This is a genomic window from Amycolatopsis sp. NPDC004079, from assembly GCF_040610415.1.
Lineage (GTDB): Bacteria > Actinomycetota > Actinomycetes > Mycobacteriales > Pseudonocardiaceae > Amycolatopsis > Amycolatopsis halotolerans.
The window spans coordinates 1-21,824 of sequence record NZ_JBEXMH010000106.1 but is presented as its reverse complement, the minus strand read 5'-3'; the positions used below and the strand labels follow the sequence as shown (position 1 = coordinate 21,824).

At 68.5% G+C, this 21,824-nt stretch carries 18 protein-coding genes and 1 riboswitch; of the genes, 8 read left to right on the top strand and 10 right to left on the bottom strand.

Features of this window, described 5'->3' with window-relative positions; translation table 11 throughout:
• Positions 1-252 precede the first annotated feature (252 nt).
• The gene (locus tag ABZX37_RS46620) at positions 253-1,074 is read left to right on the top strand and encodes a siderophore-interacting protein (protein WP_354750772.1); all 822 of its coding nucleotides are present in this window, start codon (positions 253-255) and stop codon (positions 1,072-1,074) included.
• On the opposite strand, the gene ABZX37_RS46615 is transcribed toward ABZX37_RS46620, so the two are convergent.
• Entirely contained in the window at positions 1,071-1,877 is an 807-nt protein-coding gene (locus ABZX37_RS46615; protein ID WP_354750771.1) for a uroporphyrinogen-III synthase, read from the bottom strand. The genes ABZX37_RS46620 and ABZX37_RS46615 overlap by 4 nt on opposite strands.
• A 38-nt stretch (positions 1,878-1,915) precedes the next feature.
• Positions 1,916-2,893, bottom strand: coding sequence for a YafY family protein (locus ABZX37_RS46610; protein ID WP_354750770.1), 978 nt, complete (start codon positions 2,891-2,893; stop codon positions 1,916-1,918).
• 62 nt (positions 2,894-2,955) lie between these two features.
• Between ABZX37_RS46610 and ABZX37_RS46605 the strand changes: the two genes are divergently transcribed.
• From ABZX37_RS46605 to ABZX37_RS46595, 3 genes are read left to right on the top strand one after another with little or no spacing between them, the layout of a single operon-like run.
• On the top strand, positions 2,956-3,351 hold the full coding sequence (locus ABZX37_RS46605) for a DUF3224 domain-containing protein (RefSeq protein WP_354750769.1): 396 nt from the start codon (positions 2,956-2,958) through the stop codon (positions 3,349-3,351).
• An 11-nt stretch (positions 3,352-3,362) separates the two neighbouring features.
• On the top strand, positions 3,363-4,481 hold the full coding sequence (locus tag ABZX37_RS46600; RefSeq protein ID WP_354750768.1) for a winged helix DNA-binding domain-containing protein: 1,119 nt from the start codon (positions 3,363-3,365) through the stop codon (positions 4,479-4,481).
• 21 nt (positions 4,482-4,502) lie between these two features.
• Positions 4,503-5,453, top strand: a complete 951-nt coding sequence (locus ABZX37_RS46595) for a squalene cyclase (protein ID WP_354750767.1) — start codon at positions 4,503-4,505, stop codon at positions 5,451-5,453.
• On the opposite strand, the gene ABZX37_RS46590 is transcribed toward ABZX37_RS46595, so the two are convergent.
• From ABZX37_RS46590 to ABZX37_RS46555, 8 genes are all read right to left on the bottom strand, one after another.
• A complete protein-coding gene (locus ABZX37_RS46590; RefSeq protein ID WP_354750766.1) occupies positions 5,450-6,061 on the bottom strand; it encodes an SUMF1/EgtB/PvdO family nonheme iron enzyme in 612 nt (203 codons plus the stop codon). The genes ABZX37_RS46595 and ABZX37_RS46590 overlap by 4 nt on opposite strands.
• A gap of 10 nt (positions 6,062-6,071) precedes the next feature.
• A complete protein-coding gene (locus ABZX37_RS46585) occupies positions 6,072-7,199 on the bottom strand; it encodes a uroporphyrinogen-III synthase (RefSeq protein WP_354750765.1) in 1,128 nt (375 codons plus the stop codon).
• Positions 7,196-7,522: a nitrite reductase small subunit NirD gene (nirD, locus tag ABZX37_RS46580; RefSeq protein ID WP_354750774.1), complete on the bottom strand. Its 327-nt coding sequence runs from the start codon at positions 7,520-7,522 to the stop codon at positions 7,196-7,198. Before nirD ends, ABZX37_RS46585 begins: the two co-directional genes overlap by 4 nt.
• Before the next feature lie 2 nt (positions 7,523-7,524).
• Positions 7,525-10,029: a nitrite reductase large subunit NirB gene (gene nirB, locus ABZX37_RS46575; protein ID WP_354750764.1), complete on the bottom strand. Its 2,505-nt coding sequence runs from the start codon at positions 10,027-10,029 to the stop codon at positions 7,525-7,527.
• A 1-nt stretch (position 10,030) separates the two neighbouring features.
• Positions 10,031-11,368 (bottom strand): nitrate/nitrite transporter, encoded by a 1,338-nt coding sequence (locus ABZX37_RS46570; RefSeq protein WP_354750763.1) that lies wholly within the window; start codon positions 11,366-11,368, stop codon positions 10,031-10,033.
• Positions 11,369-11,394: 26 nt separating this feature from the next.
• Positions 11,395-12,819 carry an FAD-dependent oxidoreductase gene (locus tag ABZX37_RS46565; RefSeq protein ID WP_354750762.1) on the bottom strand — a complete coding sequence of 475 codons (1,425 nt, stop codon included), beginning with the start codon at positions 12,817-12,819 and terminating at the stop codon, positions 11,395-11,397.
• On the bottom strand, positions 12,816-14,852 hold the full coding sequence (locus ABZX37_RS46560) for a molybdopterin oxidoreductase family protein (protein WP_354750761.1): 2,037 nt from the start codon (positions 14,850-14,852) through the stop codon (positions 12,816-12,818). The genes ABZX37_RS46565 and ABZX37_RS46560 overlap by 4 nt, the downstream gene beginning before the upstream one ends.
• Positions 14,853-14,967: 115 nt before the next feature.
• A complete protein-coding gene (locus ABZX37_RS46555; RefSeq protein ID WP_354750760.1) occupies positions 14,968-15,765 on the bottom strand; it encodes a TIGR02569 family protein in 798 nt (265 codons plus the stop codon).
• Positions 15,766-16,151: 386 nt separating this feature from the next.
• Between ABZX37_RS46555 and ABZX37_RS46550 the strand changes: the two genes are divergently transcribed.
• The 4 genes from ABZX37_RS46550 (at position 16,152) to ABZX37_RS46535 (ending at position 21,633) form a co-directional block, all read left to right on the top strand.
• Positions 16,152-16,976: a TatD family hydrolase gene (locus tag ABZX37_RS46550; protein ID WP_354750759.1), complete on the top strand. Its 825-nt coding sequence runs from the start codon at positions 16,152-16,154 to the stop codon at positions 16,974-16,976.
• 427 nt (positions 16,977-17,403) lie between these two features.
• Entirely contained in the window at positions 17,404-18,786 is a 1,383-nt protein-coding gene (locus ABZX37_RS46545) for a transglycosylase family protein (RefSeq protein ID WP_354750773.1), read from the top strand.
• A gap of 106 nt (positions 18,787-18,892) precedes the next feature.
• Positions 18,893-19,735: a 16S rRNA (adenine(1518)-N(6)/adenine(1519)-N(6))-dimethyltransferase RsmA gene (gene rsmA / locus ABZX37_RS46540; protein WP_354750758.1), complete on the top strand. Its 843-nt coding sequence runs from the start codon at positions 18,893-18,895 to the stop codon at positions 19,733-19,735.
• 578 nt (positions 19,736-20,313) lie between these two features.
• A riboswitch (SAM riboswitch) is annotated at positions 20,314-20,404 on the top strand.
• 215 nt (positions 20,405-20,619) lie between these two features.
• A complete protein-coding gene (locus ABZX37_RS46535; protein WP_354750757.1) occupies positions 20,620-21,633 on the top strand; it encodes an ATP-binding cassette domain-containing protein in 1,014 nt (337 codons plus the stop codon).
• The last annotated feature ends 191 nt before the right edge of the window (positions 21,634-21,824 follow it).

The following is a 21,824-nucleotide window of genomic DNA, read 5'->3' as shown; positions in this document are numbered from 1 at the left end:
CCCCGCAGAGCTCCGTGATGGGCTCCTTGAGGGAACTAGATTCCCTCAAGGAGCCCTTCACGGACCTTCTCATCGCCTCCAAGCCGCGATCTCGCGGCCGAGCCCGCACCAACCTCCGAGGCGAGCAGGGCCCCCACGGACGCAGCCAGCCTCACCAACGACAACCGGATCCCGCCCGATCCCGGCAAACGTGGCGCCCGCCATCCTCCCCAGCCATAGCCCGGCCCACTCTTTTTAGGTTAGCCTCACCTCATGGGCGTCCTCACTTACCACCCCGGCAAGGTCATCGCGGTCCGGCGGGTCACCCCGCACATGGCTCGGGTCACGTTCGACTGCCCGGGGCTCGCGGCGGCGGGCCCGGCGGCGCCGGACGCGTACGTGAAGGTGTTCTTCCCGCTCCTCGGCCAGGAGGAGCCGCACCTGCCGCCCGCCGAGACGGGCGAGGACGACGTCCTGTCCTGGTACCGCCGCTACCTCGCGATGCCCGACGACGTCCGGCCGCCGATGCGGACGTACACGGTGCGCGCGGCGCGTCCGGAGAGCGGCGAGGTGGACGTCGACTTCGTGCTGCACGAGGAGAGCGGCGGCCCGGCGTCGACGTGGGCCGGACAGGCGGAGGTCGGCGGGCGCGTCGCGTTCCTCGGGCCGCACGGGTTGTACGACGTGCCGGACGGGACGACCTGGCAGCTGCTGGTCGGCGATGAGACAGCACTGCCGGCGATCGGCGGGATTCTCGAGAGGCTGCCGCAGTCGGCGCGCGCGTCGGTGTACGTCGAGATTCCAGACCGCGCGGAGCGACAGACCTTCGAGACCAACGGTGCGGTCGAAGTGCACTGGGTGGTCCGAGGAGCGCGTACGCACGGCGAAGCGCTCGTAGACGCCGTACGCGCGGCCGAGCTGCCCAACGGCACGCCGTACGCCTGGGTGTCCGGCGAGGCAGGTGTCGTGAAGCTGGTTCGGCGACACCTTGTCCGCGAGCGTGGCTTCGACAAGACCGCCATCTGCTTCACCGGCTACTGGCGGCAAGGCCTCAGCGAAGAAGCCGCCGGACGACAGCAGGCCGAAGCGTCCTAACCGAGCTTCGCGACCACTAGCTTCACCAACGCGCCTAGCCGCTGACGCTCCGGCTGTAGCGTGCGGATTCCGGCTGCCTCCAACGGCGCCGCAGTCACCGGACCAACGCACGCGCAGACGACCGTGCCATCGCGCAGGGTCTCGCGCAGCTCCGTGCCGTGCCCGGATTCGTTGGCGAGCGTCAGGAAGTTCGTCGCGGCCGGGGCGCTGGTGAACACCAATGCGGCCAGTTCTCCCGACAGCACTTCGTGGATCAACGAGAACACCGGCTCCGGATTCGACGGCGTATGCCAGCGGTAGGGCTGCACCGCGAGCACCGACGCCCCGGCTGCGGCTAGCGGATCGGTGAACTCCGGCAGCGGCGCGCCGTGCAGTTGCAGCGCCACGCGCGCGCCGTCGACACCGGCGTCGGTGAGCGCGCTGAACAGCTCGTCGTTAGTCTCGCTGGGCGCGGAGTACTCCTCGCGCAGACCGACGCCACGCACCGCGCCGACCGCTTTCGGCCCGCGCGCGAAGATGCGCGACCCGGCTAGCGAGCCCAACAGCGCGTCGCGAAGACCCCAGCCTTCGGCGGCGTCGAGCCACCCGCGGAACCCAGCGCCGGTGGTGACCGCGGTGAGGTCGATGGGCGCGGCGAGGACGGCTTCCGTGCCTCGGCGCAGTTCCGGATCGTCGGCCAGCGGGACGATCGTGATTGTCGGCGCGTGCCGCACTTCCGCGCCGTGCCGGAGCAACGCGCCGATCAGGTCGTCCGCGCGCCGTTCGGCCGTGACGCCGATCCGCACGCCGTCCAGTTCACCCATCCGTTTGCCTCGTCTCCGGCGAACGTGCCCTGTCCAGCTCACTCATACCTCTGCCCCATCTCCCGGATCGCCGCCGCCAGTTCCGTCCGCAGGTCCTCCGGCGCGAGCACCTCCAGATGCGGCCCGAACCGCAGCAGTTCGCCGATTGCCGCTTCTCCCGGTTCGACCGGCAGGTCGATCGTCAACCATCCGTCGCCGTCCGGTTCCGCTCCGGCGGCGACTGCCTCGCGAAGCGCCCGGGCACCGACGCTGCCCGCATAGAACGGTACGAGAGCTTGGGAACGCGGTGAGAGGCGCACTGTCGCCGTTCGGGGGTACATCCGGCGTTCGAACTGCTCAGACCACTCCTGCCAGTAACCGGCGAGGTCGAATTCCGCCGGTCGCTCGAACTCCTCGCCGAGGTCGGTCAGCTCGTGGATGCGCGAAATCCGGTAGGTGCGATCGGTCCCCTCGCACCGGGCGGCGAGGTACCAGTTGCCCGCTTTGAGGATCAGTCCGAGCGGCTCCAACACCCGCTCGACCTCGCGCTGGCCCCACCGTTCGTACCGGACGCGGATCCGTCGCGCGGACCACACCGCGTCGGCGACCGCGGACAGCGTCGGCAGGCTTTCGATGCCGCGATGCCAGCCGGGAACGTCGAGGTAGAACCGTTCGGCGACGCGACCGGCGCGGCTGCGCAACTCCTGCGGCAACGCGGCGTACAGCTTCAGCTGCGCCGCCGCCAGCACCGTGCCGAGCCCCAGCTCAGCGGCCGCCACCGGGAGCCCGGCCAGCGCCAGCGACTGGGCCTCGTCCTCGTTGAGACCGGTCAGCCGGGTCCGGTAGCCGTCGACGAGCTGGTAGCCGCCGCTGCGGCCGCGGTCGGCGTACACCGGCACGCCCGAGGCCGACAGCGCGTCGATGTCCCGGTACACCGTCCGGACCGAAACCTCCAGCTCAGCGGCCAATTCCTCGGCGGTCATCCGGCCGCGGTTCTGCAGCAGGAGAAGCACGGTGAGCAAACGGCCGGCACGCATGCGGCAAGTATGACTGAAATACCTGACACAAGATGGCAGGTATGAGTGCTTGAGTAAGCGGCATGAACACGTTTGGCATGACGAAGTGGGAAGAGCACGTGGCGAGCGGCGAGGAGGGCAGCCCGCGCGTCGCGTACGTGCACGCCGCGATGGAGTACTCGGGCGTCATCCAGGGTGCGGCCACCGGCGACTACCTGCTGTACTACCCGGGCGAAGGCTACGACGGCGGCGCGACCACGTCGCCGGGCTACGACCGGTTCGAGGGCACTGTCGACGGCCGCCGCGGCACGTTCGTCGTCCGTCAGGAGTGGGGTTTCGACCCGAAGAGCATCCGCTCGGAATTCGAGGTCGTGCCGGGCTCCGGGACCGGCGAGCTGGCCGGCATCAGCGGCACCGGCACAGTGCACGGCGTGCTGGGCGAGCCGACCGTGTCGTACACCTTCGACTACCAGGTCTGAAGGAGGCCGGGATGCTGGAGGTGTCGCGCGAACAGGCGCTGGCGTACCGGATCGCCGAGCAGGGGCTGCACCGCTCGGTCGCCGATCCGTACGACCTGCCGCTGCTGGACCTCGGCCTGCAGGACAGCATGCGCGACACCGCTGCGCTCTCCCTGACCGCGCGGATGCCGGACCCGGTCACGCCGGAGTCTCTTGTGGACGATGCGCGGCTCGCCCTGGTCTGGTCGCACCGCGGCGCGCCGCATTTCCACCGGCGCACCGATTTGCCCGAGTTGACCGCCGCCTTGGTGCCGGTCGACGATCCGGACGCGCTGGCCCGGATGTTGTGGCAGAAGAAGGACATCCAGGCCGCTGATGTGTCCCCTGTGGACATTGTGTTCGCTACCGCGCGAGCGATCCGCAAGGTGGTCACCAAGCCGATGACCAAGGGCGTGGTGAGCGGTGAGATCACGAAGCTGTTGCCGCCCGCGTTCAGCCGCTGGTGCCGCGGGTGCAACGCCACTCACGTGCACGAGCAGCTCATGCGGATCGCCTCCCTGCACGGCGGTGCGCGGCTCGAAGCCGGGCAGTCTCCGGCGACGCTCGCGCCGCTGGAGGATCGCGGACGGATGTCCACGCGCCCGACCCCGGCGGCGGTTTCGCGCTTGATTGAGCAGTATCTGCGATTCAACGGACCCGCGACACAAGGCGACTCGGCCGGATTTCTCGGCACCGCAAAGACTTCGGTAAGCGAGACTTGGCCTTCCTCGCTTGCCGAGATCAAAGTGGATGGACGACGGACCTTCATCCCGGCTGACCGGCTGTCCGCGCTCGAGAACCCTCCCTCGGCTGCTGGAGTACGCCTGTTGCCGCCACTTGATCCGTACACGCAGGGCCGCGACAAGGCCGTGCTCGTGCCGGACAAAGCGCGGGCGAAGGAAGTGTGGAAAATCCTCGGCAGCCCCGGCGCGTTATTGGTCGACGGCGAGATTATGGGCACCTGGCGGATGAAAGCGTCCGGCAAACGGCTGGCCTTCACGCTCGCCGAATTCGATCCGCTCCGCCGTTCGGACCGCGAAACCGCCGAGGACGAGGCGGCCCGGGTCGCGGCCGCGCGGGGTTGCCAGGACTTTTCCGTGACGTGGGGTTGACCTGCGGGCTAAAGTCCTGACGTGCTGAAATGGCTGCTCGACTCAGACCCGACGCTGCGCTGGCAGGTCGAACGGGACTTAGCGGACGCGCCGCCCGAAGTCTGGACGGCCACCCGGCACAAGATCGCGACCGAGGGCTTCGGCGCGCAGCTCCTCGCGAAGCAAGACCCGGACGGGCAATGGGCCGGCGGCGCGTTCTTCCCTGCGCAATTCAAACCCGGTCCGGACACCGGACAGCCGTGGACGGCCACCACCTGGTCGCTCAACGTGCTGCGTGAATGGGGCCTGGACCCGGCGGTGCTGCGCGCTCGGCGCACCGCGGAATTGATCGCCGAGAACTCTCGGTGGGAATATCACGATTTGCCCTATTGGGACGGCGAGGTCGACGTCTGCATCAACGCCTGGACCCTCGCGAACGGCGGCTGGCTCGGTGTTGACGTTTCGAAGCTCGTCCATTGGTTCACCGAGCATCAACTGGCCGACGGCGGCTGGAACTGCGAATGGGTCGACGGGTCGAAACGCTCGTCCTTCCACTCGACGCTGAACGCGGTGAAGGGCCTGCTCGCCTACGACATCGCGACCGGCGGCACCGACGAGACGCATGCCGCCCGCCGTGCCGGCGAGGAGTATCTGCTGGAACGCCGTCTGCTGTACCGGCTCTCGACCGGCGAGCAGGTGGCGTCGTGGGTCGATCATTTCGCGTATCCGGTGCGGTGGCATTACAGCGCGATCAACGCGGTCGAGCACTTCCGTGAAGCCGCCATTGTGGACGACATCCCGCCCGACCCGCGCCTCGCCGACGCGGTGGAGCGGGTTCGCGCCGCCCAGCAGCCGGACGGAACCTGGCTGCAGGACGGTCGGCTCAACGGCGACATGTGGTTCGAGGTCGACGTTCCGGCCGGGGAGCCCTCGAAGTGGCTGACGCTGTGCGGCACCCGGATCCTGTCCTGGTGGGACTCCGCACAGTCCTAACCAGACCGGGCGACGCGAAAGCCGACGTCGTCCACCCGGAACGTCGGGTGACTCCGGCGGCGCACCGACACCCGGACGCTCCAATGCTCGTCCGCCCAGCCGCCGCCCTTGAGCACTCGATACTCGCCGTACACCGCCGGGTCGTAAAGATCCCAGCACCAATCCCAGGTGTTGCCGAGCAAATCGTAGGCACCCCAGGCATTCGGCAGCTTCTCGCCGGGCGAATGGAGCCGACCGCCGGAGTTTCCTTCGTACCAGGCGATCTCGTCCAGGTCGCCGTACCTCGGGCCGTCGGTGCCAGCGCGGCAAGCATGTTCCCATTCGGCTTCAGTGGGCAGCCGGTAGCCGGAGGCAGATCGGTCCCACTCCACCTCGTCGCCGATCAGGTAGGCGGGCGGCAGTCCGTCGCGTTCGGACAGTGTGTTGCAGAACCGCACAGCGTCCAACCAGGACACCTCGACCGCGGGCAGCTCTCCGCCGCCGCGGTATTGCTCCTCGGTGACCGGCATCGCGCCGAGTTCGAACGCGGGCACGTCGACTGTCCAGCTGTGTTCTGTCCGCCGGTCGGTGAGCGTCACCGTTCCCGCCGGAATGGAGACCATCCGCACCAGGCCGAGGTTAGCCGATCGGCGCTGGGCTGTCGCCGGGATTCACCGCCAGCCGATAGCCGCGCTTGACCACCGTCTGCACCACTCCGGCACCGCCGAGAGAGGTCCGCAGCCGGCCGATCGCCGTCTCCACCGCGTGGGCCTCGCCGCCCGACGGAAGCTCGGCGGACAGCTCTCGACGCGCGACGACCCGGCCAGGCTGCCGGGCGAGGGCGCGCAGAAGCGCCATCGGGGCTGGGGCGATCTCGCGCCATTCGCCGTCGACCAGTGCGCCGGTGCCGCGAACCTGCAGCACATGACCTGCGGCGTACAGCGTCGGCGAGACCGTGACCAAGGTGTCGGCGACGGTTCGCGCCAACGCGCCGATTCGCGACCGTCTCGGTTGGACAGTCGGAATTCCCAGCGAGGCGAGCGGCGCGGCCGCGATCGGGCCGACGCACGCCACGACCACCCGGTTGCTCAACACCTCGATCAGCGCACCGAGCCGACCAGTACGCCGCGCCATCGCGACTGTCGAAGCGGCAGCGGGCGCGCTGGTGAACGGCAGTGCGTCGATCGTTCCTTCCAGGACCGCGTCCAGCAGCCGGTCGAGCGGTCCCGGGTCGGCCGGAGCCACCCAGCGGTACACCGGGATCTCGATCACCTCAGCGCCCGCCTGCCGAAGGGCCTCCGCGAAATACGGCAGCGGTTCGCCGTGCAGCTGAAGCGCGATCCGCCGTCCGTCCACTCCGGACTGAGTTAAGTACTGGAGCAGCTCCGCGCTGCTCTCCGACGCGGGCGAATAGTCCTCCGCCAAGCCCGCCGTCCGCACCGCCCCGGCAGCCTTCGGACCGCGCGTCAGCAGCGACGCGTTCGACAAGTGGTCGAGTACCTTTTCGCCGAGGCCCCAGCCTTCCGCGGCCTCGACCCAGCCGCGAAAGCCGATCCCGGTCGTCGCCACCACAATGTCCACTGGCGACTCCAGCAACCGCATCGTCGCCGCGTGCAGCTCGGTGTCGTCGGCCAACGGCACGATCCGGATCGCCGGTCCGTAACGGACGGCCGCACCCTGGCGCACGAGCAGCGCGCCCAGCTCTTCAGCTCGGCGCGCTGCCGTGATTCCCACCGTGAACCCGGCCAGTGGCCGGACGTCCGTCACGGTGATCCCACCTCGATCACCCCGTCCCGTACGCGAACCGGATACACCGGCACCGAAACTCCCTCTGCGTCCAGGCACACGCCGCTGAGCAGCGAGAACCGTTCTTTGTAGACCGGTGACGCGACCACCGGCTCTCCCCCGGCGTCGCCGACAATCCCGCGCGACAGCACCGCCGCCCCACTGCACGGGTCCCAATTGGACAGTGCGTGCCAGCCGTCACCAACGTGGAACACCGCGACCTGCTGGCCGTCGACCAGCGCCGCCGCTCCGGAGAACTCCGGAATGTCCGCGGCCGCGCACACCGCGGTCCAGGATGAGGTCATGGTCATCGCCGCACCTCCGGAACTCCCAGCAGCACGGGGATCCGCTGCTCCCGCTCCTCGCGGAACGAGATCGACGGGTCCGGCGTCCCCGGCGCGTTCACGAATGAACTGAACCGCGCCAGCTTGTCCGGATCCTCCAGCACCCCGCGCCATTCGTCGGTGTAGCCCTCGACGTGTTTCGCCATCGCGGCGTCCAGGTCCTCGCAGATGCCGAGGCTGTCGTCCACGATCACCGCGCGCAGGTGGTCGAGCCCGCCGTCCAGTTCCTCGATCCACGGCGCCGTGCGCTGCAGCCGATCCGCCGTGCGCACGTAGAACATCAGGAAACGGTCGATCGTGCGCACCAGCGTTTCCGTGTCCACATCAGACACCAGAAGCTCCGCGTGCCGAGGTGTCGCGCCGCCGTTGCCGCCGAGGTAGAGGTTCCATCCGTGTTCGGTGGCGATCACGCCGAAGTCCTTGCCGCGCGCTTCAGCACATTCCCGCGCACACCCGGACACTCCGGCCTTGATCTTGTGCGGCGACCGCAGACCGCGATACCGCAGCTCCAAGTCGATCGCCAGCCCCACGCTGTCCTGCACGCCATACCGGCACCAGGTCGATCCGACGCAGGATTTGACTGTCCGCAACGATTTTCCGTAAGCGTGCCCGGACTCGAAGCCCGCGTCGACCAGCCGCCGCCAGATCTCCGGCAGCTGGTCCACAGTGGCCCCGAAAAGGTCGATCCGCTGTCCGCCGGTGATCTTCGTGTACAGCCCGAAATCCTGCGCGACTTGCGCGATCACCATCAGCTTCTCCGGGGTGATCTCCCCGCCGGGAATCCGCGGCACCACCGAATAGCTGCCGTTGCGCTGCATGTTCGCGAGGAACCGGTCGTTCGTGTCCTGCAGCGCGGCCTGCTCGCCGCCGAGGATGTGGCCGTTGCCCAAAGTCGCCAGGATCGACGCCACTGCGGGCTTGCAGACCGCACAACCGGTTCCGGTGCCGTACCGGCTCACTACCTCGCTGAACGTCGTCATCCGCGTCGCCCGGATGATCTCGAACAGCTCCGCGCGCGACTGCGTGAAGTGTTCGCACAACGCCTTCGACTGCTCGACGCCGCACGCGTTCAGCAGCTTCGCCAGCATCGGCACACACGAGCCGCACGAGGTTCCTGCCCGCGTACACGCCTTCAGCTTCCCGACCGAATCGCAGCCGTCCTCGGTGATCGCCCGGGTCAGCGCACCCTTGGAAACCCCGTTGCACGAACAAACCTGTGCCTCGTCCGGCAACGCGTCCACGCCGACCGCCGCGCCACCACCGGCTGGCGCGAGCAACGCACCCGGGTCAGCAGGCAGCGGACGACCGACCAGCGCCCGCAGCGTGTTGTACTCCGCCGCGTCGCCGACCAGGACCCCGCCGAGCAGCGTCCGGCCGTCGTCGGTCACCACGAGCTTCTTGTACGTCCCGGCCACGGCGTCGTTCACCGCGACTTCCAACGCTCCTTCGGTGGCCGCGTGTGCGTCGCCAAAGCTGGCGACGTCGACGCCCATCAGCTTCAGCTTCGTCGCGGTGTCCGGCTCGGGGAAGCTCGCCGTGGTGCCGGTGAGCTGCGCCGCGACCACCTCCGCCATCGCGTATCCCGGCGCGACGATGCCGTACACGCGGCCTTCGACGGCCGCGCATTCGCCGATCGCGTAGACCGCTGAGTCGCTGGTCCGGCAGGTCGCGTCAACCAGCACGCCGCCGCGCTCGCCGACGTCCAAACCGGACTGCCGAGCCAGGTCGTCCCGGGGACGAACACCGGCGGAGAAGACCACCAGGTCGACATCTAGCTCCGTGCCGTTGCCCAGCTTAGCCAGCAACCGCGATCCGTCGGCCTCGATCGCATTTGTTGAGGTTCCAGTGTGGACAGTCACGTCAAGGTTCGCGATCAGCAGCCGAAGCAGCCCGCCGCCGCCATCGTCGACCTGTAACGGCATCAACCGCGGTGCCATTTCCACGACGTGCGGCGACAAGCCCAGGTCCCGCAACGCCTTCGCCGCTTCCAGTCCGAGCAGACCGCCGCCAATCACCATTGCCGCGCGACGGCCGCGTCCTTGCCGTTCCGCCGCCGCGCGAATGGCGTCGAGGTCTTCGATCGTCCGGTACACGAAGACACCCGACAGGTCCCGCCCCGGCACCGGCGGCACGAACGGACGAGAACCAGTCGCCAGCACCAGCTGGTCATACGACTGCACGTGCCCGGAATCCGTCGTCACCGTCTTGGCTTCGCGATCCACTGAAACGACAACCTCGCCGAGGCGAAGTTCGACCGCGTCGTCCCCGGCGTAGTCCGATCCCGGCAACGCCAACGCCGCCGGATCCCAACTGTCCACATAGGAAGTCAGTGCGACCCGGTCGTAAGCGGGACGGCTTTCCTCGCCGAAGACGACGACTCGCCACTCACCCGCCGGGTCTGCCGCTCGAAGTGCCTCCACGAACCGGTGCGCGACCATTCCGTGCCCGGCGACCACCACTGTAGGCATTTCAGACCTCCGCTCCTGCCAACGCCACCTGCGCGCGCACCGCCGGCTTGCGCAGATAGCCGAACCACGTCACACCCACACACACCGCGTAAAAAACGAGGAATCCGACGAACGCCGGGACACCGCTGTGCGCGGTGGCGAACGACTGCCGGAACGCGAGGTTGATGAACAACCCGCCCAGCGCGCCGATCGCGCCCGCCAGTCCAATCAACGCACCGGACAGCCGACGTGCGTTCCGCAATTCCGTCGCCTCGTCCGCACCTGCCTGGATCGCCGCCCGCGCCTTCACCTGGAAAATCGCCGGGATCATCTTGTACGTCGACCCGTTGCCGACTCCGGTGAGCACGAACAGAACGATGAACGCGGCGGTGAACGTCGCCAGCGAGTCAGCCGAGGAAGCCAACACCAACACCACGGTCGCCAACGCCATCGCCCCGAAGGTCGCGAAGGTGACCCGGCCGCCGCCGACGCGGTCAGACAGCCAGCCACCGATCGGCCGCGACAGCGAACCCAGCAATGGACCGAGGAACGTCACCGCGGCCGCCTGCAACGGCGTCCGGCCGAACTGGTTCTGGAGCACCAAACCGAAGGCGAAGCTGTAACCGATGAAGGAGCCGAACGTGCCGACGTACAGCAGCGACATCACCCAGGTGTGTCCATAACGGACTACCTCGCGCATTGCCTTGGTGTCACCGCGAACGCTGGCCAGGTTGTCCATGAACAACGCGGCGCACGTCGCGGCGATGACGATCAGGGGAAGGTAGATGTAGAGCACCAGTCGCGGCGCAGTCGCACCAACGGTGCCGATCACGAGGAGTCCGACAAGCTGAATCACCGCGACACCGAGGTTTCCGCCACCGGCGTTCAACCCCAGTGCCCAGCCCTTGTGCCGTTCCGGATAGAAGGTGTTGATGTTCGTCATAGACGAGGCGAAGTTTCCGCCGCCGACACCGCCGAGCGCCGCCATCAACACGAAGGTGCCGAGCGAGGTACCGGGGTGCAGCACGACCGCGGTCAGCACTGTCGGGATGAGCAGCAGCAACGCGCTGATGACTGTCCAATTGCGACCGCCGAACCGGGCGACCGCGAAGGTGTACGGAATGCGCATGATCGCCCCGACCACCGTCGGCGTGGAGACGAGCAGGAACTTGTCCGCCGCGCTGAATCCGTAGGCCGGGCCCATGAACAGCACCACGACTGACCACAATGTCCAGATCGAGAAGCCGATGTGCTCGGAGAACACGGAAAACCACAGGTTGCGTCGGGCGACGCGCTTGCCGGTGGTCTCCCAGAACTCGTCGTCCTCGGGATCCCAGTGCTCGATCCAACGGCGGGTCATGGCGTCCTCCTCGTTACCGGGGGCGGTCATTGCGCGGCCAGCCAGTCCGCGACCGCGCCGACCGTGTCGCGGCAGCTGCCGCATCCCGTGGTGGCGCGGGTGGTGCGGGCGAGTGCGGCAGCGTCGGTGGCGCCACCCCGCCAGGCTTCGATCAGCCGGCCTTTGGTCACCGCGTTGCAGCGGCAGATCACTGTGGACGAAGGAAGATCGGCCGGGCTCGCCGCTGTCGGCGAGCCCGCGGGCAACGCGCGGCCGAGCAGAACCGCGAGCCGGTCTTCGGGCACGGGCGTGCCTCGGTCGTGCAGCTGCGTCACGGTCGCCGCCGCGTCGGGCAAGCCGAGCAGGATCGCGCCGGTCACCCGGTCGCCGCGGACGACGAGCTTGCCGTACCGGCCGCCGGACGGATCGTCGAAGGTCACGACCTCGGCGGCGTCGTCCTCGCTGGTCACCTGCGTTTCGCCGAGTGCGGCGAGATCGATGTCACGGGCTTTGAGCCGGGTGACCGTGCGAGTGCCGCGATACCGCGCTGCGGCGTCCGCGCCGGTGAGCAGGTCCGCCAACACGGCGGCTTGTTCCCACGCTGGCTGCACCAAGCCTGCTGGTGCGCCTGGGTGGCGGGCGCAGTCGCCCAGGGCGTGGATCCGGCCATCGCTAGTCCGAAGTAGATCGTCCACGAGGATGCCGCGGTCCACTTCGAGCCCGGCGGCTTCGGCGAGCGACGTTTCCGGCCGCACCCCGGCCGCGACGACCACGAGGTCAGCAGGGACGAAGCTGCCGTCGTCGAGTTTCAAGCCGTCGCCGGGAAGGTGCCGGGCGGCTGTTACCTCGAACCGGAACGTCACGCCCAGCTCCGCCAACCGGCGCGCCAGCACTCGGCCCGCACCGGAATCCAGCTGGCGTTCCAGCACATGCGGCTGCGGGTGCACCACTGTCACGTTCGCACCGCGACCGGCCAGGCCTCGTGCGGCCTCCAAGCCGAGCAGCCCGCCGCCGAGTACCGCGACCGGTGCGCCTGGACGTGCGGCGTCCACGATGCGCGCACAGTCGTCCAGCGTCCGGAACGTCACGACCTCAGGGCCGAGTTCGAGCCCTTCGACCGGCGGCAACCAAGGCGCGGCACCGGTCGCGAGAACTACTGCGTCATAAGGGAAATCCTCGGTTTCAGTACAGACAGATCGCCGCGTCGGATCGATTCGCGTCACCCGCGTTCCGAGCCTGAGGTCGACCTGCGTCTGCGCTGCCCATTCTGAATCGTGCAGCCGCACCGTTTCCGGGTTCATGCCGCCAGCGACCACAGTGGACAGAAGCACCCGGTTGTACGCCGGGTGCGGCTCTTCGCCGAGCACAGTCAGCCGCACTCGCTCCGCTTCCGGATCACGCCGCCGGATCTCGTCGGCGAGCCGCGCCCCGGCCATCCCGTATCCGATGATGACGACGTTCCGCGCGCTCATGCTTCCGCCCTCGCCAACGACACCGCGCACACCTTGAACTCCGGCATCCGGCTCACCGGGTCGAGCGCCGGGTTGGTCACCAGGTTCGCCCGCGCCGCGCCGGGAAAGTGGAACGGCATAAAGACCAGGTCGGCCCGCATCGACGAAACACACCGCACCTGCGCGACCGTCTCCCCGCGCCGCGACCGCACCACTGCCCGATCGCCGTCGGCCAGCCCGGACCGCGCCGCAGTGTCCGGATGGACCTCGACGAACACCTCCGGCACGACCGCCGTCAGCTCCGCGATCCGGCGGGTCTGCGCACCGGATTGGTAGTGCTGCAAGACTCGACCGGTCGTGGCCTGCAATGGAAACACCTCGTCTGGAAGCTCGGCGGGTCCACTGTGGTCAACTTCCGCGAACCGCGCCCGTCCGTCCGGGTGGGCGAATCCGTCAAGAAACATTCGCGGTGTGCCCGGGTGCGTCTCGTCCGGAACAGGCCAGTGCAGCGCCTCCCCGGAACGCAACCGTTGGTACGTCACGCCGGAGTAGTCCGCGGCCCCGCCCTTCGACGCGGCACGCAGTTCCTCGAAGACCTCCGCCGCGTCGTCCGGGAACCTTTCGGCTGGCTGTCCAATTCGGACGGCGAGTTCCCGCAAGAGCGACAGATCGCTGCGTACTCCGTCCGGCGGTTCGATCGATCGTTGCCGCAGCAGGACCCGGCCTTCGAGGTTGGTCAGCGTGCCTTCCTCTTCGGCCCATTGCGGCACCGGAAAAACCACGTCGGCCAGTTCCGCGGTTTCCGACAGGACGAAGTCCGCCACCACGAGAAGATCCAGTTCAGTCAACCGATCCTGCACGCGAGCCGAGCGCGGCGCGGACACCACCGGATTGCTTCCGAACACGAGCAACGCCTTGATCGAATCGCCCAATTCATCGAGCAACTCGACCGCCGATCGACCCGGCCCCGGCAAACTTTCCGCTGGCACACCCCAAACTCCAGCTACATACGCACGCGCCGCTGGGTCGTCGATCTTGCGATACCCCGGCAGTTGATCCGCTTTCTGCCCGTGCTCACGCCCGCCCTGGCCGTTGCCCTGCCCCGTCAGACAGCCGAACCCAGATCCGCCCCGGCCCGGCAATCCCAACGCCAGTGCGAGATTGATCCACCCGCCGACGGTCGCGGTGCCGGACGCGTGCTGTTCCGTCCCGCGCCCGGTGAGCACATACGCGTTGGCCGCCCGCGCCAGCATTTCCGCCGCCCGGCGCTGATCCGCGGCCGAGACACCGGTCACCCGCTCGACTCGCTCCGGCCACCAGGTCGCGGCGATCCGCCACATCGCGTCGAATCCGGCCGTCCGAATATCCACATAGGACTTGTCCAGGTGTCCTTCGGCGACGACCGCGTGCAGAATTCCCAACGCCAGAGCAAGATCCGTTCCCGGCGCGGGTGCGAGGTGCAATGCGGCGCGTTCGGCCGTCGGGGTGCGCCGCGGGTCGATGACGATCAGATCCGCGCTCTCGAGGTGCTGCATGAACGGCGGCATCGTTTCGGCCGGGTTCGCTCCGGCGAGCAGGACTACGTCCGCACCCGCGAGATCGGTGACGGGGAACGGAAGTCCGCGGTCCACGCCGAACGCGCGGATCCCGGCCGCCGCGGCGGAGGACATGCAGAATCGGCCGTTGTAGTCGATTTGCGACGTTCCGAGCGCAATTCGGGCGAATTTCCCGAGCAGGTAAGCCTTTTCGTTGGTGAGGCCGCCGCCGCCGAACACCGCCACCGAGTCCGCGCCGTGGGCCTGTCGCGATGCTCGCAGCCGAGCCGCGACGAAATCCAGTGCCTCGTCCCAGGAAACCGGCTCCAGATCGCCGTTTCGGCGGAGCAACGGCGAGGTCAGTCGTGCGCCGGATTCCAGCAGCGAGCCCGCTGTCCAGCCTTTCTGGCACAAGCCGCCCGCGTTGACCGGGAAATCCCTTGGGGTGACCCGGGTCTCAGCCAGGCGCATCCCGCACTGCAAGGCGCAGTACGGGCAATGTGTGTCGACGTGCGGCACAGGCGCTCCTCGGGTCGGCGATGACCCGACGGTAAGGACGCTGTGTTACTTCGACGTGCCGGAATGTTTCCGGGAGTTGACATTGCCCGCCGTCATGGCGGAGGCGCGCGGTGAGTCAGAGGACCGCGCTGACCTCGCGGGCGGCCGCGCGGAGGCCGTCCAGAGCGGCGTTGGTGGAGCGGGGGTCCAGTGCGTGCGAGGCGAGGCGGAAGAGGATGGCGCGCAGGAGGAGCTGGGGCCATTCGGGGAGGTGCGCCCAGCGTTCGAGGAGGGCTCCGGTGGCTCCGCCCCAGATCAGCGAGTCGACTGCGGCGATCGCCGCGCCCCATTCGCCTGGGCGGTAGTACGGGACGAAATCGACCACGCCGGGGGCCGCGTCGCCGTCGAAGAGGAGGCCGGCCAGGAGTTCGCCGTGGGCGACCTGGTGCGGGAGTTTGATCGGACGGCGGGCCGGGGCGAGGATTTCGAACCAGCGGCCGCCTTTTTCCTCGGGGAGGGGGCGGTCTTGTTCTTCCCAGGCGATTCGGTCGGCGATGGCGTCTCGGTCGTCACGGGAGGACAGGAAGTCTGGGCGGGGGAGGTCTGCGGTGGCTCGGTGGAGGCGGACTGCCGCGAGGATGGATTCTTCGCAGCGGTGTTCGGTGGTGCCGAGAAGGTATCGCCAGGCCGACCAGTCTCCGACTATCCATCGGCCGTCACGTGAGCGGACTGGTTTGGAGATGCGCAGACCGGGGTCTTCGGCGAAGTCCAGGGCTCGGGCGGTCCACAGGGCTTGGGAGCGGTCTTTGACGCGTTTGAAGACTACGTCGGCGCACTGCCAGGATTCGGAGTCCGGGAGGAGGGTGATGGCGTCGGCGTCGCTGCCGAACGCGGAGCAGACGCGTTCGGAGGGACGTTCGAGGGTTGACCGCACAAAGGGGGAGGTTACCCCGGTGCCCGTGCGGATCCTGGGGAGACTCGCTGGTCGTGGGGGCTTCTTGGTGGGCGGCTCGTCGCCTGGCGGCGACATTGCGCCTGAGTGGGGGCCACCACCCCGAAGCTTGATTGTCCTGACGGTTCGGGGGTGCTTGTCAAGGCGGGAAAGATGCCTTGACAAGCACCCCCGAACCGCAGGGCGGCTTCGGATCGGGGTTGGGGGGCGGGGTGGGTGCCTCCATGGGTGGGTGCGCGGGCTGCGGTTGAGGCCGGGGCAAGCGCCCCAATGTGGCGTTGGGTGCGTCTGACGCACCCAATGTGGCGTTCGGTGCGTGGGACGCACCCAATGCCACATTGGGGGCACCGCGCAGTAGCTTGGGTGCCATGGGTGACGAGAAGCGCGAACTTCCGCCGATTCCTGATCGGCTGCCGGTGACGGTGGTTGACGCGCACACTCATCTCGACGCGTGTGGGGCGGAGACTGCGGCTGATGTTGCCGCGATGGTTGACCGGGCGGAGCGGGCCGGTGTCGCGCGCGTTGTCACGGTCGCCGATGATCTCGCGGCTGCTCGTTGGGCGGCTGAAGCGTCCACGTGGGACTCGCGGGTGTTCGCCGCGGTGGCTATTCATCCCACGCGCACCAAGGAATTCGGGGACGCCGAACAGTCCGAAGTGGAGCGGTTGGCGCGTGGGGAGCGCGTGGTCGCGGTCGGCGAGACGGGGCTCGACTACTACTGGGACTACTCGCCGCACGACGCGCAGCAGGCTGCCTTCCGCTGGCATATCGACCTCGCGAAGCGGCTTGGCAAGGCGCTGATGATCCACGATCGCGACGCGCACGAGGACGTGCTTCGCATCCTCGAGGAGGAAGGCGCGCCCGAGACGGTCGTCTTCCACTGCTTCTCCGGTGATGAGCACATCGCGCGCCGCTGTATCGACAAGGGCTACATCTTGTCCTTCGCGGGCACGGTCACCTTTAAGAACGCGCGCGGGCTCCATGAGGCCGCGCGGATCGTGCCGCGCGGGCAGTTCCTCGCTGAGACAGACGCGCCGTTTCTGACGCCTCATCCCTACCGTGGGCGGCCGAACGAGCCGTATTGCACCGCTTACACCGTCCGCTACCTCGCTCAGCTGCGCGGCGAAGCGGTTCACGAGGTGGCCGAAGCGGTCCGGACCACTGCCGAACGCGCATACCAGCTGCCCGCCTGATTCCGCAGTGTCACAACGGCTTGCACGGATTGCGACATTCGAGACCGCGCATTCGTCCACCTGATGAGTGACGCAAGTCACGACACTCCGGGGGGTGTTTGCGCAACCTGCCAACACCCGTTACTGTCCCGTGATCGTGCCGGTCGGTTACGCGCAGCGGAGCCGGCTGATACGCCCACCAGTCACGTCAGTGCACGTCGGGGAAGCGGAACCGGGGTTGGTACGACCTGGGACCGTGACGATGGCGCTGGCTGGGGGTGTCGGACTTGAGAGGCGCGCCTGAGGGTGCGTCGCGAACGAAGGACGACGCGCGAGGTACGCGCGATGTCTTGGGAAAGGGAACGACCCGGTGACTGGTAGTCGGCAGGATGACTCGCGTCTTGACGCGGGTTCGGCGTATTTCTCCTCCTCCCCGTCCTCGGTGGCCGTGCTCGACCGCGAGCTCGAGGACACCGCCTACGGGCAGCTTGACTTCTCCGACGAGCTCCGCGTGACCGAGCAGGACGTGCTCGCCGCGCTCGGCCCGGACGCCGACATGCTGATGTCGGAGATCGACGTCGACGTCGACGAGCTGATCCGCCTCATCAACGCGGAAACCACGATGCTTCCGCCGCTCGTCCTCCCGGACGAGGTCGAGGAAGACCGCACCGCCTCCCCGCAGGCCAAGAAGGTCGCGGTCGAGGAAGGGCTGCGCGAGGCGACCAAGACCTGGAAGCGCCGCTTCCTCAAGGGCGCGGTGCTTTCGCTGCTGGTCACCGTCGGCGGTGGCGGCGCGGCGGCGCTCGCGATGAACAAGAGCATCACCGTCGACGTCGACGGCCACCAGCAGACCGTGCACAGCTTCGGCGGCACCGTCGGCGACGTCCTCAAGGACGCGGGCCTGTCCGTCGGCGAGCACGACTCCCTTTCGCCCTCGCCGCAGGCGGCGGTCGGCGACGGCGGCGTCATCAAGCTCGAGCGCGGCCGTCAGCTGAACCTCGTCGTCGACGGCGTGTCGCGGCCCTCCTGGGTCCGCGCGACCACGCTCGGCGAGGCCATGAACCAGCTCGGCATGGGCAGCATGGTTTCCCAGGGCGCGTGGACGTCGATGCCGTCCTCCGGCGACCTGCCGCTCGAGGGCTCGACCGTCCAGGTCAAGACCCTCAAGCACATCACGCTCTTCGACGGCACCAACGCGCCCCGCCAGGTGAGCACCAACGCGGTGACCACCAAGGAGTTCGTCTCCGCCCTGAAGCTGAACCTCGGCCCGGACGACGCGGTCGACGGCGGCCTCGACGTCAGCCTCAAGAACGGCGCCGAAGTCCACGTCAGCCGCATGGGCGTGTCGATGGTCAACCAGGAAGAGGCCATCGACCCGGACGTGCAGAAGGTCGACGACCCGACGCAGCTGCAGGGCCAGCAGAGCGTCGAGGACCCGGGCACGCCGGGCAAGAAGCTGGTGACCTACAAGGTCACGAAGAAGAACGGCGAAGAGGTCTCGCGCGAGCAGATCTCGGAGAAGACCCTGGTCGAGGCCAAGGCCAAGATCATCAAGGTCGGCACCAAGAAGCCGCCGGCCCCGGCCATCGGCGACACCGGCGCGTGGGACCGCATCGCGCAGTGCGAGTCGGGCGGCAACTGGTCGATCAACACCGGCAACGGCTACTACGGCGGCCTCCAGTTCGACAAGCAGACCTGGGCGGCTTACGGCGGCACGCAGTACGCGCCGACGGCCGACAAGGCCACCCGCGAGCAGCAGATCGCGACCGCCGAGAAGGTGCGCGACGCGCGCGGCGGCTACAGCGCCTGGGGCTGCGGCTACAAGGCCTGAGCACCCTCTGTTTTTCCGGCAGGCGGCCGTGAGCTTCGCGCTCACGGCCGCCTGTTTTCATACGCCGCGTTGTCGTCGCCGCGACCGCGCTGGGTAGGCTCGTCCGGTGGTGGAACTGCTGGGGCCTGCCGAAATCCGCGGGCTGGCCGACGAACTCGACGTCCGGCCCACGAAGAAGCTCGGGCAGAACTTCGTGCACGACCCCAACACGGTCCGCCGCATCGTCGAACTCGGCGGCGTGCGGCCGGGGGAGGTCGTGCTGGAGGTCGGGCCCGGCCTCGGGTCGCTGACGCTGGGCCTGCTCGCCGCTGGCGCTCAGGTCGTCGCCGTGGAGATCGATCCGGTGCTGGCCGCCCGTCTGCCGCAGACAATCGCTGAGCGCGCCCCGGAGGCAGCGGAGCGGCTGACCGTGGTCGGCGCCGACGCGCTGCGCGTGCGGGCCGCTGATCTCCCGGCTGAGCCGGTGTCGATCGTGGCGAACCTGCCGTACAACGTCGCGGTGCCGGTGGTGCTGCACCTCCTGGCCGAGCTGCCGTCGCTGCGCAGCGGGCTCGTGATGGTCCAGACCGAGGTCGCGGATCGGATGGCGGCCGGGCCGGGCAGCCGGACTTACGGCGTGCCGAGCGTGAAGCTCGCTTGGTACGGACCGGCGCGCAAGGTCGCCGCAGTGCCGCGCGCGGTGTTCTGGCCGGTGCCGAACGTCGATTCCGCACTGGTTTCGTTCACCCGGACCGACCCGGTGTCCGGGGTGGATCGCGCGCGGTTGTTCGCGGTGGTCGACGCGGCGTTTTCGCAGCGGCGCAAGACTTTGCGGGCCGCGCTGGCGGGATGGGCCGGTTCCGCGGAGCGGGCTGGCGAGTTGCTCGCCGAAGCGGGGATCGACCCGAAGACGCGCGGGGAGCAGCTTGACGTGCACGCGTTCGCGCGGATCGCGGCAGTCGGGAACTGACCCCCTCTCGCGGCGCTCGCTTGTGACGTCCAACTGCGGCGGCGCGGCGGGTATTCCGGATTCGGGGCGTTGATTTCGGTGCGTGGCTTGGTGATCTTGCGTCGTCGCTGATCGTGGGTGATCCCGAGCCCAGCGGCTACTCTCGGTCATCGCGCGAGCGCGGCTGAAATGGCCGGTGACCTGTGACGGGCGGCTCGTCAAGGTCGTGGCATTCGGGGGAGTCTCTTTGCTCCCTGGTCCGGATTGTTCAGTCGCGCCAGGTCGAGGTGCTTCGCTTCGCTGACCTATCTCGACCCGATCGCGGACCCGGCGACCCGGGTGCCGAGGCCCGCGCGCGCCCGTCACTTGACAACGGGAAAACTCTTGTTCCACAAAGCTTCTTGATCGTCCACAGTGGAACGAACTAGTTCGCCGCGGCGGGCCGGCGCGAGGGTTCCGCAGGTCGAGGCAATGTTCGGGAACCGAGGTTCCGGGTTTCCGGGTTCTGGACGAGGTGTTCCGGCATGCGGGCACCACCAGACGTGTGATCTGCACCAACGCGCTTGCGTTCAGCCAATGGGATCGGCTTTACTCGAAAGCGTCCATCCCGAGCGACTGAGAGACCTGGCTCGCCGAAGTCGCAGCAACCACCCTCCGCAGGGCAGGTGCTACCGCCAGGACCGATGGAGGCTGTTTTCGATGAAGAGGGTCACCCGCCCGCTCCTGCTGACCCGCCGGCGTGTAGTCGACGAAGGTCGCCGCTCGGTATGTGCGTGTCAACGCTCCATGGTCATCGCCTGATCGTCTTTTCCGCAGTTTCTTGCGCCGTCCACTGTGGACGGTAATTCGATGACGCCTGGCGCGCCCGGATCCGGCGCCGCGCCTCGTTTGCCTGGAGCCCTTTCGTGATCACTGTCGAAAACGTGTCCAAGTCCTTTCCCTTCCACGGAAATCGTGTCGCCGCACTGCGCGACGTGAGCGTTGACGTGCAAGCCGGCTCGCTGTTCGGAATCGTGGGTCCGTCCGGCTCCGGCAAGTCGACCCTCGCCCGCTGCATCGCGCTGCAGGAGCGCCCCGACCGCGGCGTCGTGCGGCTCGACGGCCTCAACACCGCGACCCTCGACGGCAAGCGGCTGCGGGAGATCCGCCGCCAGCTCGGGGTCGTCGGCACCAAACCGGAGCTGCTCGCCGAGCGCACCATCGCGGGCAACATCGCCAGCCCGCTCGAGCAACTCGGCGTCGACGGCCCGCAGCGGCGCAGCCGGGTCGGCTCGCTGCTCGACCTGGTCGGCCTCACCCCGCGCGCCGCGCAGAAGCCGGAAGAACTCACCGACGGCCAGCTCCGCCGGGTCGCGGTCGCCAAGGCGCTCGCCGCCGGACCGGCCGTGCTGCTCGCCGACGACCCGACCGCCGGGATTTCGGCGGAAGACGCCGGCGCGGTGCTCGCCGTGCTCGACCGGGCGCGCGCCGAACTGGGCGTGACGGTCGTCGTCACCACCCCGGACGCCGACGTCGTCCGCCGGGTCTGCGACGACGTCGCGGTGCTCGACAACGGCGCGATCGTCGAGCGCGGCACGGTGCTCGACCTGATCTCGACGCCGGACAGCTGGACCGCACAGGCGGTGCTGCCGTCGATCGAGACCTCGCGCGCCCAGTCCGCGAAGTACGACCGCGCGGTCGACATCGTGCTGATCGGGTTTGCGTCGGTGGGGGCGCTGCTGCCTGAGGCGGCCAGCCGCTTCGATGTCGAACTCGCCACTATTGGGGGTGGCCTCACTCGTATTGGGGACACGCCGATCGCTCGGTTCCGGTTGGGGGTGCGCGGGGAGCGGGCTGAGGCTGCGCTGTCGTGGATCTCTGATCGGGGTGCGCATGTGAGTCAGGTGGCTCGTGGGCCGCAGAGTGTGGTTGCTGCTTGAGGGTTTGTTTTAACGTAAGGCGTTCGCGGGCCGCTCCGAAGTGGGGCGGCCCGTGGTGTTTGGGCCCGTGGTGTTTGGGTTGGTAGGTCAGCCAGACAGCTGTGTTTTTGGCGTCGGCTTCGCCGCCGCGGGCGGGATCGCTTTTATGCCGGCGTTTGGGGGCTGCCCGGCGTGAGGGGCCTTCGGCCTGT